This window comes from Paracoccaceae bacterium Fryx2, from assembly GCA_032334235.1.
GTDB lineage: Bacteria > Pseudomonadota > Alphaproteobacteria > Rhodobacterales > Rhodobacteraceae > JAVSGI01.
The window spans coordinates 2,258,964-2,271,540 of the sequence record JAVSGI010000005.1 but is presented as its reverse complement, the minus strand read 5'-3'; the positions used below and the strand labels follow the sequence as shown (position 1 = coordinate 2,271,540).

The following is a 12,577-nucleotide window of genomic DNA, read 5'->3' as shown; positions in this document are numbered from 1 at the left end:
CTTCACGGGGGCTTGGCTGCGCTAGACCGCTACCTGCCATATCTGACCAAATTAAGGAAGGCGCGCCAACGGTTCCGCCTGCGTCGCCCCGTCGAACATATGGGGGCGGGTGGGCTGCTTGCCCAGCACCCAGGCATAGACCCCGGCCACCTGACGGGCTTTCTGCGGCCAGGTGAACAGCGCCCCGACCCGCGCCCGCGCCCGCGCCCCGGTGGCTGCCACCCCTGCGGGGTCGGCGGCACAGCGTTCCAGTTCGGCGCGGACCGCCGCCACGATGGCGGCACGCGGCCCGATCGGCACGGTGTAGCCGGTTCCCGGCACCACCAACTCGCCCGGCCCCGCGTAATCGACCACCAGCGGGGCCAGACCCAGCGCCATCGCCTCCAGCACCACGCCGCCGCCAAATTCGCGGATCGACGGAAAGGCCAGCATCCCGCAGCCCGCCGCGATGTCCTGCACCCTTGCATGATCGACCCAGCCGTGAAAACGCACTGCCCCGCCGATGCCTGCCGCCTGCGCCCGCAGGTCGGCCAGCATCGGGCCATCGCCGATCATCTCCAGTGTCATCCGCCCGTCTGCCAGCAGATGCGCGGCCGCTTCCAGCAGCATGTCGGGGCCCTTGTAGGGCACCATCCGCCCGATGAAACAGGCCCGCAGCGGCCCGGGGGCGGGCGTTGCCTGCCGCCAGAACCGCGCGGGGTCGATGCCGTTTTCCGGCAGCCAGATGCAGCGCGCCCGGTGCTGCGGCGGAATCTCCGACAGGGTGTGGCGCGAGCCGACCAGGATCGCCGCCGCCCCCATCGTCGCCCGCCGCCCCGGCAGCAGCCGGTAGGCGCCGCGCACATAGGACAGCCATTCCCGTTCCCGCCGCCGCTCGGCATCAAACCCCGCAGGCCACGGCACGCCGCCATTCAGCGGCCCCAGCACGAAGGGCACCCCGGCGGTCCGGCACCGCGCGGCAATCGGGCTGGAAACCGTGGGGCTCAGCGGTGTCACGCGGTGCACGATGTCATAGGCCCCGGCCCGAATCGCCGCGCCGAACTGCCGCCACACCAGCCGCTCGAAATAGGGATAGCTCAGCGCGCCGATGGCCTGCAGCACCGTCCAGCCCTTGCCCTCGCCCATCCGCAGCCTTTGCGCCAGCGCCCACATCGGGCGGGCCAGCGCCTCGGAATCGATGGCGGTGAAATCCTGCCCCTCGATCATCCCGGCGCGCAGGAATGCGTCGCGGTTGCGGATCTGCGTCACGATGTGGACCTCTGCCACCTCGCGCAGCGCATGGGCCAGCGACCAGCCGACCAGCGGCACGCTGACCCATTCGGGGTTGGCGGCCTCGGCCAGAACCAGAACGCGGGGGCGAAAACCCTGCATGGCTAAAGGATCGTCCGGCTTGGCCGCGCGGGCATCGGCACGCCCGCCGCGCGGCGGGCGGCCGCCAGCGCCTCGGCATGGCCCAGCAACCCGCCCGCCATCAGCCAAGTGAAGGGAATCAGCGTCGCATTCGGCAACAGATCCAGCAGGTTGGCCGCGAAGATCAGCGCGACCACCGCCAGAAACGGCGAGAACGCCGCGCGGCGCTGCACCAGCGCCTCGCGCCCCAGCAGCAGCAGCGGCAGCACCAGCAGGCCGAATTCCGCGATGTAGCCCAGCCAGCCGCGCAGCCCCAGCACGATGATCCAGCTGCCATCGGCAATCGTTCGCGCCTGCCCGCTTACCGGGTCGAGGATCAGGTTGCGGCCATAGCCGCCCCAGCCGAACAGCGGCCGCAGGTTGGCCCGATCCAGCAGCAGTTCCTCGTTGCCGATGCGGAAGGCCAGCGAACTGGCACGCTCGGGGCTGAGGTCGCTGGCCACCGCCAGGATGCCGTCCAGCGGCACCAGATGCGCCCCCCGCAACAGCGGATAGGTGATGACGACCAGCGCCAGCGCCGCCGCCAGCAGCAGTTGCACCCGCTGCCCCAGCAGCAGGATCACCGGCGCCAGCGCCAGCGCATAGGCAAACGGCCCGAAGCTCTTGCAGGCCACCAGCACCACCCCGAGGTAAAGCGCCGCCGCGGCAAGGCGCGGCCGGTCCTCTGCCGGCCCGATGCGGAACAGGATCAGCGCCGAGGCAAACGCCATCAGCGCGAAGAACGCGGCCCAAAGCCCGTGCGGCAGAAACACCACCGGGCGATAGCCGCCAAAGCGGATGGTCTGGAAGAAATCATGCTGGAAATAGCCGTAGACCCAGACGTTCATCTGCGGGCTCAGCCGGGTCTCGATCAGCATCGGCACCGAATAGGCCAGCCCCGCCACCACCAGCGCCACCACGATGGCGCGCATGGCCTCGGGCGTGCCCAGATAGCGGCGCGCCAGAAAGAACGGCAGCAGCGCAATCGCCTGATTGGCAACCGCTGCCACGCTGTCATAGATCCGCAGCCCCGGCAGATCCCCGGCCACGATCGGGACCGGGTCGCCATTGGTCAGCACGGTGGCAAACGGGCTCAGCACGAACAGCCCGATCAGCAGCCGCCCGGCCCAGGATTGGGGCAGAAACGAAATCCGGTCGCGCAGCAGAAACAGCGCCAGAACCAGCGCCGCAAGATTGGGAATCGACGCCTTGTCGAGATCGGGCACCATCGGCAGGTCGATCGCGGCCAGCGGCGGCAGCAGCAGATAGCCGCCCAGCACCGTCCAGATCAGCGCCCGCGCCGGTGACAGCCGCTGATACAGCACCATCGCCACCAGCGGCCAGACCAGCAGCATCACCCAGGCAAAGAGGTTCGGCGTGATCAGCGGCCCTGTCCTTCATGCTGTGACGCGCCGCAGCCCGCCGGTTCCTGTAACGGGCCTTACCACGCCCGCACCCCCATCGCCAATCGCGGCGGCCCGGACCCGAGGGCCGCGATTAGCGGGCAAGGTCGGCCGGGGCGCGATGCTTCCGAAACGGTCCTCCGGTCCGGGCAATCCATGGCCCGGTTTCAGGCAATTGCGATGCGGTGCCGACCCCGGCGGCGCCCGAAGCGATCTGTTTTCGGGCAGGCAAGGGTGCGCGCACCGGCCAGTTGCCTCTTTGGGTCGCGCGCGCGAAAAAGCCGTGGTATCCAGTAGCCTTGCCGCAAGGAACCCGCGCGCCATGGAATTCCGCTTCGACCATCAGGTGATCGCCGTCAACCTGCCCGACCGGGCAGCACTCGAATCGGTGGTTGCGGCGCGGCTGTCCGCGCGGCAGGGCTTTGCGCTTGCCACCATCAACCTCGACCATCTGGTCAAGCTGGCCCGGTCCGACAGGTTCCGCCGCGCCTATGCCGCGCAGGATCTGGTGGTGGCCGACGGCAATCCGATCATCTGGCTGTCGCGGCTGGCGGGGCGCCCGGTGGCGCTGGTGCCGGGGTCCGACATGGTGGTGCCGCTGGCGCGGCTTGCGGTGCGCGGCGGCGTGGCGGTGGCGCTGGTGGGCAGCACGCCCGACGCGCTGCACGCGGCGGCTCAGCGGCTTCAGACGCTGGTGCCGGGCCTGCGGATCGTGCTGACCCTGTCGCCGCCTTTCGGCTTCGACCCGGAAGGCCCGGCCGCCGAGGCGATCATGGCCGAGGTGGTCGCCGCCGGGGCCGGCCTTTGCCTTCTGGCCCTTGGCGCGCCGAAACAGGAGCTTTTCGCCGCGCGCGCCCGGATCATCGCGCCGCATGTCGGTTTTGTCTCGATCGGGGCCGGCCTCGATTTTCTGGCCGGACGCCAGCGCCGCGCCCCGGTCTGGATGCGCAGGCTGGCGCTGGAATGGCTGTGGCGGCTGGCGCTCGACCCCGCCCGGCTGCTGCCGCGCTATGCCGCCTGCGCCGCCGTGATCCCGGGCCAGATGGTCGCCGCGCTGCGCCTGCGGCTGCGGGGCTGATCAGCGGTATTCGATGATCCCGGCCCGTCTCCGCCGCAGCCGGCCCAGCCCGTAGCCCAGCACGCCCTTCGCCTCGGCCAGCTTGCCCAGCACGCTGAACCCGGCGGCGGTCCATGCGAAGCCGCGGCCACCGTCGCGCAGCGCCAGCCGCACCACCTGCGCGGGCCAGACCATCAGCACCAGCACCCCCGCCGGATGCACCATCCCCGCGGCCAGCGCCAGCAGCGGCACGCCCGCGCCCCAGAGCAGCGCGCGGCGCGTCTCTGCGACCCAGTGCCGTTCCGGCCCGCGCCCGTGCAGCGCCGCCCCTTCGGCAAAGGCATGGCCCGCCCGCCGGCTGCGCCGCCACCACTGGCCAAAGCGGGTCAGACCCGCGTCGTGCAGCGTCATCTCGGCATCCAGCCGCCAGACCTGCCCGCCGGCCCGGCGCAGACGCAGGCACAGTTCGGGCTCCTCGCCCGCGATCAGGTCGTCGCGGTAGCCGCCCGCCGCCATCACCGCGCCGAACCGCATCAGCGCGTCGCCGCCGCAGGCCAGCGCCGGACCAACCGGCGTATCCCATTCCGCATCGCACAGCCGGTTGTAGACGCTGGCGCCGGGAAACCGCTCGCGCCGCCGCCCGCAGACCACCACCGCCCGCGGATGCGCGGCAAAACCCGCCAGCGCGGCGGGCAGCCAGCCCGCATCCAGCGCGCAGTCGCCATCGACCATCTGCACCAGATCCGGCGGGTCCGCCGCCAGCAGCGCCAGCCCGGCATTGCGCGCCCGCGCCGCGGTGAAGGGGCGGCCCATGTCCAGCGCCACCACCTCGGCCCCCGCCGCGCACGCCAGATCGGGGCTGCCATCGGCCGACCCCGAATCGACATAGACGATCCGCCGCACGCGCCCTTGCAGCGACGCAAGGCAGGCCGCCAGCCGCCCCCCCTCGTTGCGGCCGATCACCACGGCATCGACCACGGCATCCTTCATCGCGGGCAGGGGGGCATCGGTCACGGGGCATCGTCCGGCAAGGGCAGGGTGGTGCCAGCATAGGGTCGGCGCTGCGGCTTTGCCACGCCCAACCGCCCCGCCGATCACGGTGCCGTGCTTCCTTTCGCGGTGTTTATCTGTTATTCACCAACATGCTGGGCGGGGGCCCGGGCGATTCCATTGCGATGAGGCCAGAACGGCCCCATCTCTGTCGGGCAAAGCCTGTGCGTCAGCCTGCTGCGAGGCGGGTCATGTTTACCTGACGGCCCATGCGGGCCGTGCCCCAGCAGGAGCCCGAGTATCCGGATGGCCAAAATCAACGTATTGATTTCCAAACCACTTCGGGCCCTGCATATGGATCAGCCCCAAATGAATGGTGACAGTTTCGACAGCAAGCCGGAACCGGGGCCGGCCACGCGGCCACGGGGCGTCTCGCTGTTCCGCCCCGGCCAGAAGACCGCGCCCCCCCCCGCCAAGCCCGAGCCCCCGACCAGCGGCGAGGCTCTGGCCGACACCTTCCGCTTTGCCGCACCCAGCCCCGATCTGGTCTGGGAATCGCTGTCGCCGGTCACGCTCGACCCGGACCTGCTTGGCGGAAACGGTCTGTTCACCCACGCCAGCACCGACTCCGCCGCCGCCGCCTTCGACATCCTGCGCACCCGCCTGCTGCAGGCAATGGCGGCGCGCGGCTGGAAACGCATTGCCGTCACCTCTCCGACCCATGGCTGCGGCAAGTCCTTCGTCGCGGCCAACCTGGCGCTCAGCCTGGCGCGCAAGCCGTCCAGCCGCACCGCGCTGATCGACCTCGAACTGCGCCACCCCGGCCTTGCCGACATCCTCGGCATCAGCGACGCCCCGGCGATCCGCGAGTTCCTGACCGGCGAACAGCCGCTGGAATCGCATTTCCGCCGGGTGGGGCGCACGCTGGCGCTGGGTCTGAACGGGCAGTCGCTGCCCGACGCCGCGGAACTGCTGCAGGAACCCGCCACCGCCGATGCGCTTGACAGCATGATGCATACCCTGGCCCCCGACGTGGTGATCTATGACCTGCCGCCCGCGCTGGCCGGCGACGACGTGCTGTCGATGCTTCCTCTGGTGGATGCTGTGCTGCTGGTGGCCGACGGCACCCGCACCACCGCCGAAGACATCCGCGCCTGCGAACGCCTGTTCGAAACCCGCACGCCGCTGATGGGCGTCGTGCTTAACCGCTCGCAGGACCGCAACCACGACCGTTACCGATATGGCCGCAAATAGGCCAGAAAGGGCTGCGATACCGGCAGCCGGACGACACGACCGACAACGACAGGACCGACCCCGCCGATGGGCCAGATACAATCGCTAGAGGAACTTCTTGGCCTGATCCTGCGCCGCAGATGGCTGATCGGGCTGGTTGCGGGCATCGGCATCCTGCTGTCGCTGATCGTGGGCAAGATGCAGCCCGAGGTCTATTCGGCCGCCGCGGTGATCCAGGTGCAATCGCCCATCGTCGGCGAAACCGCGACCTCCGGCGGGCGGTCGGCGCAGATCCTGCAGGCGGTGGAACAGCGCCTGACCACGCGCGAAAACCTGCTGGCGGTGATCGGCCGCCACGGCCTGTTCTCCGACGCGCCGGGCCTGACCCAGGACCAGCGCATCACCGCGCTGCGGGCGGCCGTCCGGTTTCAAAGCGTGGCGGCGGCGGGGCAGCAACCCTACGGCGCCCCGACCAGCGTTTCTGCCCTGATCGTCACGGCCAGCTTTGCCGATGCCGAACAGGCGGCGCGCGTCGCCAATGATTTCGCGCAGGGCATCCTCGACCTCAGCACCGCCGGGGCGGCCGAACGGGTGCGCGAAACGCTGCGCTTCTTCATCGAGGAAGACCTGCGCCTCTCGCAGGACATGGCGGCGCTCGATGCCGAGATTGCCGCCTTCAAGGCCGCCAATGCCGATGCCCTGCCCGAAGCCGACACCGAACGGCGCACTGAACTCGCCGGCCTTGAAACCGACCTGCGCGAGCTTGACCAGACGCTGGTGGCACTGACCGGCGAGCGCGCCGCGATCGAGACGCGCGACCCGCTGCGCGCCACCGACCGCCGCCAGATGGCCAACCTCTCGGCGCAGATCGCGGTGGTCGGCCAGCAGAAGGCCGCGCTGGAAGGCCGTCAGGCAACCCTGCTGGCCGCCATCGCGCGCCGGCCCGAGATCCAGCGCGGGTTGGGCAGTTTCGACCGCCGGCTGCAACAGTTGCAGGCCCAGCACGACCTGATCACCAGCCGCCGCGTCGAGGCCGAAACCAATCTGCGGCTGGAGGACCAGCAGCAGGCAGAACATTTCGCCCTGCTCGAACGCGCCCTGATCCCCGAATATCCCGCAGGCGGCAACGGCAGGAAGATCGCGGCGGCGGGCTCGGTCGCGAGCGTGGTCATGGCGCTGCTGCTGGCCTTCGTGCTCGACCTGCTCAACCCGGTGGTGCGGACCCCGGCCCAGATGGAACGTCAGCTTGACCTGCGCCCGGTCATCGCGATCCCCGAGATCCGGCAGCCGCCGACCCGGCGCGGCGGCGGGGCCGCGCTGTCCGACCGGCTGAAGCCGATGCAGGCCCTGCCGCGCTCTTTCGTGCTGCTGGGCGGGGGGGTCGTGCTGCTGCTGGTGATGGCCGCCGCCGCCGTCGCGATTGCCTGAACCGCCGGCATTGCCCGGGATTGCAGGCCACCCCGGGGCAGGCCCCGCCTAATAGCCGGTGCATTTCACCACGACGCCGACCGTCCGCGTCAGGATCTTCACATCGGTCCACAGCGTCAGGTCGGCCTCGTAGGCCGCATCGAAACCGGCCCGCGCCTCGAACGTGGTGCGGTTGCGTCCGGCTGTCTGCCAGAAGCCGGTGATCCCCGGCCGCAGCGCATAATAGGCGTCGCCCGGATAAAGGTCGCGCTGGTTCGGCATCATCGGGCGCGGCCCGACCAGGCTCATGTCGCCGGTCAGCACGTTCCACAGCTGCGGCAGCTCGTCAAGCGAGGCCCGGCGCAGGAAGGTGCCCATCCGGGTCACGCGCGGGTCCTGTTTCAGCTTCTGGGTTTCATCCCATTCGGCGCGGGCGGCAGGGTCGCGGGCCAGATGCTCGACCATCCGGGTGTCGGCATCGGTGACCATGCTGCGCAGCTTCCACATGCGGAAGGGCCGCCCGTCCTTGCCGACCCGGGTCTGGGTATAGAACGGGTTGCCCCCGTCACGCGCCACCGCCACCGCCAGCCCCGCCACCAGCAGCACCACGACCGGCGCGGCCAGCACGATCAGCCCAAGGTCCAGCGTGCGCTTGAACAGCCGCCGGTAAAGCCCCGGCCGCCGCTGCCGGGCGGTGCCCGGCTTGGCCTTCGGATCCTGGCAATCGGCGGGCACCGATTGCGCAGTCAGAAAGTCCGGGTAACTGAAGGTCATTGTCTGTTACCCCTGAACAATCGCCGGGGCTGCTGCCCGGGTCGGGTGGCGGCCCGGGCGGCAATGCCGGATTTCGGCATCGCCCGGGTGCCGGGAACGTCGTCTGAATCCGTTTTGTCTGGCCGCATGACCTTCACTCGAAATGAACGCCCCCAAGACTTATTTTACCTTCATTTGCGCCGCATTGGCGACAGCCATGCGCTTGCCCGTCGCACGTTTGCCTGCGATTAACCAACGGTTTTTCGCGGCTCGCGCCAATGTTAACGTAGCCTTTACCTTTTTAACAACCGTGCGTTGAACTGGCCGCGAAACATGCACTTGGGCGGCCCCGGCGATTCGGTGCGGGGCCGGTGTCGCGGGCATGTCGCGCCTTGCCGCAGATGCCTGCCGACAAACGCAAACGCAGCCCGAAGGCTGCGGTTCATTGTTCACGATGCGGAATCAATCGCGGGTCAGCCCTGCCCCTGAACCCCGACGTGCGACCGCGTTTCCGCGCGACCGCCCAGCCAAAGGACCACCAGCACAAAGCTTGCGGTGCCGCAAAACCCGGCCAGCGGGTAGAAGGCCAGAATCACCGGCAGTGGATGCCCTTGCATCACCGCCCAGGCAAGTCCGGCCAGACCGGAGAGAATACCAGACAGAACCAAACCAATCAGCATGTCACCGGGCCTCCGCCTCCGCCGCGATTTACCGGAAAACGATGCCATGATTTCGCAACATTGTCAGCGCCGAGTTGCAACTGATGAAAGCTTGAGGCAGTTTTCGGCGGATTTAAGCCTCCGGTTGCAGAAATGCCACCAGATCAACCGCCAAGTGCCTGCAAAGCCCCAAGATTCACCCACAGCGCCAGCCCACCCAGCACCAGCACCGCCAGCGCGCAGACCAGATCATGCCCGCCATCCCAGACGCCATGCCGCCGCGCCAGCCAGATGATCGCCGGATGCACCGCCGCCAGCGCCACCCCCTGCGCCACCAGCGCCCCGGCCAGCCCGCCCGTTTCGGCCCCGATCAGGAAGGCCAGCGTCTGCACCGCCGCCTTCAGCGCGATCACCAGAAAGTAGCTGCGCGAATCTCCGGCCGCCAGTGCCGCCTGATCGTAGGTCATCCCGATCACCGCAGGCATCTGCACGCAGGCGATCAGCACCACGATGGCCCCGGCACCCGCATAGCGCGCGTCATACAGCAGCCCGACCAGCGGCACCCCGGCAAAGGCCATCACCGCCAGCAGCGCCAGCACGGTTCCCGACACGCCATGGCGCAGGCGGCGCAGCCGTGCGGCATTGGCGGCCGAAGCGCCCGGCGGATGGTCGCGGTAGAGCGGTATCAGGATGCGCCCGGTCACCGCCCCGCCCAGCAGCATCGGGAACGACGCAAGGAAATAGCCGATGTTGTAAACCCCCAGCGCATCCAGCGGCAGGTAAGCCCCGAGAATGGCCTTGTCGCCCTGCGCCAGCAGAAAGCCGCAGGCGGTGGAAAGGAAGATCCACTTGCCGAACCGGATCAGCTCGACCCCCGCCGCCGCGTCCCAGGCAAAGCGGTTGCGCGGCCCGGGCAGAAACCTCTGCATCAGCACCAGCCGCGCCACCGCCCCCACAATCGCCCCCAGCACCAGCGCCCATATCGACCCCATCGCCAGCGCCAGCGCCACCATGGCAACCATCCCGACGATCTGGCTTGCCAGATCAAGCGCCGTCACCCGCCCCAGCAGCAGATGCCGGTTCGCCGTGTCGATCCGCGTCGGGCTGAAGCCGGAAATCAGCAGCGTCACCCCGGCGGCGGGCAGCAGCAGCGCCAGTTCCGGCGCATCGTAGAACCGCGCCGCAGGCAGCGCCACGGCGCAGGTCGCCAGCCACAGCAACAGCCCCCGGATCACCTGAATCGTCCATGCCGTGTTCAGAAACGAAGGGTCGTCGCCGCGACGGTTCTGCGCGATGGCCGGGCCGATGCCGACATCGGAAAACATCGACAGCCCGACCAGAAACACCGACACCAGCGCCATCATCCCGAACGCCTCGGGAAACAGCAGCCGCGTCAGGATCAGGTTCGATGCCAGCCGCAGCGCCTGCGCCAGCGCATAGCTGCCCGCCGTGATCGCCGACCCGCGCAGCGCCCGGGCGAACAGGCCGGGGCGCGGGGCCATGTCGGGAAGGGGGGCGGCGGTCATGGCGGCATCCTCTGTCGCGCGACACTAGGCGGGGGCTTTCGGGGCGTCAATCGCCGCCGCGCGCGCCGCTGCCCCTTGCGCCGAACCCTGGCGCTGCGCACTCTGCACCCCGAACCACCCCGGGGGCCCGCGTGCAGATCGCCTATCTCGTGAACACCTACCCCCGCGCCTCGCACAGCTTCATCCGGCGGGAAATCCGGGCGCTGGAACGGCTTGGCCTGACGGTCCACCGTTTCGCCATGCGCTCCGACCGCGCGGCGCTGGTCGATCCAGAAGATCTGGACGAGGATGCGCGCACCGAGCATGTGCTGGAAACCCCGCCGCTGCGGCTCGCGTCCTCGGCGCTGGGCTGGATGACGCGGGGACCGGGCCGGACGTGGGGCGCGCTGCGGCTGGCGCTTGCCTGCGGTGTGCGCGGGGGCGGGCGGCTGCGCCATCTGGTCTATCTGGCCGAGGCCGCGCATGTCGCCCGGCGCTGCGAGGCCCTTGGCATCATCCATCTGCACGCCCATTTCGGCACCAACTCCGCCACCGTCGCCATGCTGGCACACGCGCTGGGCGGGCCGCGCTACAGCTTCACCACCCACGGCCCCGAGGAGTTCGACGCCCCAGTCGCCCTGAGCCTTGGCGAAAAGGCCCGCCGTGCCGCGTTCTGCGTGCTGGTCTCCAGCTTCGGGCGCAGCCAGATGTGCCGCTGGGTGACGCCCGACCTCTGGCCGCGCCTGCATGTGGTGCATTGCGGCATCCAGCCTGCCCGCTTCCCCGAACCCGCCGCCTTTCCCGCAGACGGCCCACGCCTGGTCGCCATCGGGCGGCTGGCGCCGCAGAAGGGCTTCGCCCTTCTGGTCGAGGCGCTGGCGCTGGCCGCCCCCCGCCACCCCGGCCTGCACCTGACGCTGGTCGGTGACGGCGGGTTGCGGCCCACGCTGGAGGCCGCCATTTCGGCGGCAGGGCTGGGGGCGCAGGTCACGCTGGCGGGGTGGCAGGACGAGGCCGGAGTGCGCGCGGCGCTGGCGCAGGCCCACGCGCTGGTGCTGCCGTCCTTTGCCGAAGGGCTGCCGGTGGTGGTGATGGAGGCGATGGCGTCGGGCCGCCCGGTGATCGCCACCGCCATCGCCGGGCTGCCGGAACTGGTGCTGCCGGGGAAAACCGGCTGGCTGGTGCCTGCGGGCGATGCCGCCGCGCTGGCCGGGGCCATCGACGCGCTGGCCGCCACCCTGCCCGACCGGCTGGCCGCGATGGGCCGCGCCGCCCGCGCCCGCGCCTTCCAGCGCCACGACATCGACCGCGAGGCCGCGAAACTCGCCGCCCTTTTCACCGCATCGGACCATGCATGAGCCAGATCGCCATTGCCGCCGCCAGCCATTCGCCCGCCATCCTTGCCGCCAATCTGGCGCTGTCGCCGCTGCTTGGCACCACGCCGCTGCATGTCGAGGCCGATGCGCCCTCGGCCGCCATCGCGTACAACCGCGCACTGGATGCGACCTCGGCGCCGGTCATCGTGTTCGCGCATCACGATGTTTACCTGCCGCAAGGCTGGGACGCGCTGCTTGCCGCCCGGATTGCCGAAGTCGCGGCGGCTGACCCCGATTGGGGCCTGCTCGGGGCCTTTGGCATCGGGGTGGACGGGGCGCATCTGGGGCCGGTGTGGTCGTCGTCGCTGGGGGCGATCGTCGGGCGGGTGCCGCTGGCGCCCACGGCGGTGCAGGGCTTCGACGAGATGCTGATCGTGCTGCGCCGCGCCTCGGGCCTGCGGTTCGACGAGGCGCTGCCGGGCTGGCACATGTATGGCACCGACATCGCCCAGACCGCCCGCGCGGCGGGCAAGGGTGCCTGGGCCGTGGGCCTGCCCTGCATCCACAACGACCGCTATCACGAGACGCTGGGTGCCGATTTCACCGAATGCTACCGCTTCATGCAGCGCAAATGGGCGGCGGCGCTGCCGCTGCGCACCCCGATCACCAAGATCAGCCGCCACGGGTTGCATCTGCTGCGCGACCGCTGGCATGACCGCCGGTCGGTCGGGGTGCGGGCGGGGATGGCGGTGGGCACCGGGCACGACCCGCGCCTGCTGGCCGCGCGCTGCGGCTGGGCCGATCTGGGGCCCTGTGCCTGAGGCGGCGGGCTGGCGGAGAGGCGGGAGCCTCCGGCGGGGATATT

At 70.2% G+C, this 12,577-nt stretch carries 11 protein-coding genes; 5 read left to right on the top strand and 6 right to left on the bottom strand.

The window, feature by feature from the left end:
* Positions 1–51: 51 nt before the first annotated feature.
* Positions 52–1,371, bottom strand: a complete 1,320-nt coding sequence (locus RNZ50_20280; GenBank protein ID MDT8857331.1) for a glycosyltransferase family 4 protein — start codon at positions 1,369–1,371, stop codon at positions 52–54.
* A gap of 2 nt (positions 1,372–1,373) precedes the next feature.
* The gene (locus RNZ50_20275) at positions 1,374–2,744 is read right to left on the bottom strand and encodes a hypothetical protein (GenBank protein ID MDT8857330.1); all 1,371 of its coding nucleotides are present in this window, start codon (positions 2,742–2,744) and stop codon (positions 1,374–1,376) included.
* A gap of 370 nt (positions 2,745–3,114) precedes the next feature.
* Here RNZ50_20275 and RNZ50_20270 point away from each other — a divergent pair, with 370 nt between their 5' ends.
* On the top strand, positions 3,115–3,870 hold the full coding sequence (locus RNZ50_20270; protein MDT8857329.1) for a WecB/TagA/CpsF family glycosyltransferase: 756 nt from the start codon (positions 3,115–3,117) through the stop codon (positions 3,868–3,870).
* Here RNZ50_20270 and RNZ50_20265 read toward each other — a convergent pair whose 3' ends face one another.
* Positions 3,871–4,839, bottom strand: coding sequence for a glycosyltransferase (locus RNZ50_20265; GenBank protein MDT8857328.1), 969 nt, complete (start codon positions 4,837–4,839; stop codon positions 3,871–3,873).
* Positions 4,840–5,193: 354 nt separating this feature from the next.
* Between RNZ50_20265 and RNZ50_20260 the strand changes: the two genes are divergently transcribed.
* On the top strand, positions 5,194–6,093 hold the full coding sequence (locus tag RNZ50_20260; protein ID MDT8857327.1) for a CpsD/CapB family tyrosine-protein kinase: 900 nt from the start codon (positions 5,194–5,196) through the stop codon (positions 6,091–6,093).
* 66 nt (positions 6,094–6,159) lie between these two features.
* A complete protein-coding gene (locus tag RNZ50_20255) occupies positions 6,160–7,500 on the top strand; it encodes a Wzz/FepE/Etk N-terminal domain-containing protein (protein ID MDT8857326.1) in 1,341 nt (446 codons plus the stop codon).
* 48 nt (positions 7,501–7,548) lie between these two features.
* Here RNZ50_20255 and RNZ50_20250 read toward each other — a convergent pair whose 3' ends face one another.
* The 3 genes from RNZ50_20250 to RNZ50_20240 form a co-directional block, all read right to left on the bottom strand.
* Positions 7,549–8,253, bottom strand: coding sequence for a sugar transferase (locus RNZ50_20250; protein MDT8857325.1), 705 nt, complete (start codon positions 8,251–8,253; stop codon positions 7,549–7,551).
* Positions 8,254–8,705: 452 nt separating this feature from the next.
* The gene (locus RNZ50_20245; protein MDT8857324.1) at positions 8,706–8,960 is read right to left on the bottom strand and encodes a hypothetical protein; all 255 of its coding nucleotides are present in this window, start codon (positions 8,958–8,960) and stop codon (positions 8,706–8,708) included.
* A 95-nt stretch (positions 8,961–9,055) separates the two neighbouring features.
* The gene (locus RNZ50_20240) at positions 9,056–10,417 is read right to left on the bottom strand and encodes an oligosaccharide flippase family protein (protein MDT8857323.1); all 1,362 of its coding nucleotides are present in this window, start codon (positions 10,415–10,417) and stop codon (positions 9,056–9,058) included.
* Positions 10,418–10,548: 131 nt separating this feature from the next.
* Between RNZ50_20240 and RNZ50_20235 the strand changes: the two genes are divergently transcribed.
* Together RNZ50_20235 and RNZ50_20230 are read left to right on the top strand one after the other, a co-directional pair.
* Entirely contained in the window at positions 10,549–11,754 is a 1,206-nt protein-coding gene (locus RNZ50_20235; GenBank protein MDT8857322.1) for a glycosyltransferase, read from the top strand.
* The gene (locus RNZ50_20230; GenBank protein ID MDT8857321.1) at positions 11,751–12,533 is read left to right on the top strand and encodes a hypothetical protein; all 783 of its coding nucleotides are present in this window, start codon (positions 11,751–11,753) and stop codon (positions 12,531–12,533) included. Before RNZ50_20235 ends, RNZ50_20230 begins: the two co-directional genes overlap by 4 nt.
* Positions 12,534–12,577 lie beyond the last annotated feature (44 nt).

Bases quoted from the DNA above. Each gene is read 5' to 3' on its own strand.
- RNZ50_20255 (MDT8857326.1), top strand. From the start codon at position 6,160: ATGGGCCAGATACAATCGCTAGAGGAACTTCTTGGCCTGATCCTGCGC.
- RNZ50_20270 (MDT8857329.1), top strand. From the start codon at position 3,115: ATGGAATTCCGCTTCGACCATCAGGTGATCGCCGTCAACCTGCCCGAC.
- RNZ50_20275 (MDT8857330.1), bottom strand. From the start codon at position 2,744: ATGCTGCTGGTCTGGCCGCTGGTGGCGATGGTGCTGTATCAGCGGCTG.
- RNZ50_20280 (MDT8857331.1), bottom strand. From the start codon at position 1,371: ATGCAGGGTTTTCGCCCCCGCGTTCTGGTTCTGGCCGAGGCCGCCAAC.
- RNZ50_20265 (MDT8857328.1), bottom strand. From the start codon at position 4,839: ATGAAGGATGCCGTGGTCGATGCCGTGGTGATCGGCCGCAACGAGGGG.
- RNZ50_20260 (MDT8857327.1), top strand. From the start codon at position 5,194: ATGGATCAGCCCCAAATGAATGGTGACAGTTTCGACAGCAAGCCGGAA.
- RNZ50_20245 (MDT8857324.1), bottom strand. From the start codon at position 8,960: ATGGCATCGTTTTCCGGTAAATCGCGGCGGAGGCGGAGGCCCGGTGAC.
- RNZ50_20250 (MDT8857325.1), bottom strand. From the start codon at position 8,253: ATGACCTTCAGTTACCCGGACTTTCTGACTGCGCAATCGGTGCCCGCC.
- RNZ50_20240 (MDT8857323.1), bottom strand. From the start codon at position 10,417: ATGACCGCCGCCCCCCTTCCCGACATGGCCCCGCGCCCCGGCCTGTTC.
- RNZ50_20230 (MDT8857321.1), top strand. From the start codon at position 11,751: ATGAGCCAGATCGCCATTGCCGCCGCCAGCCATTCGCCCGCCATCCTT.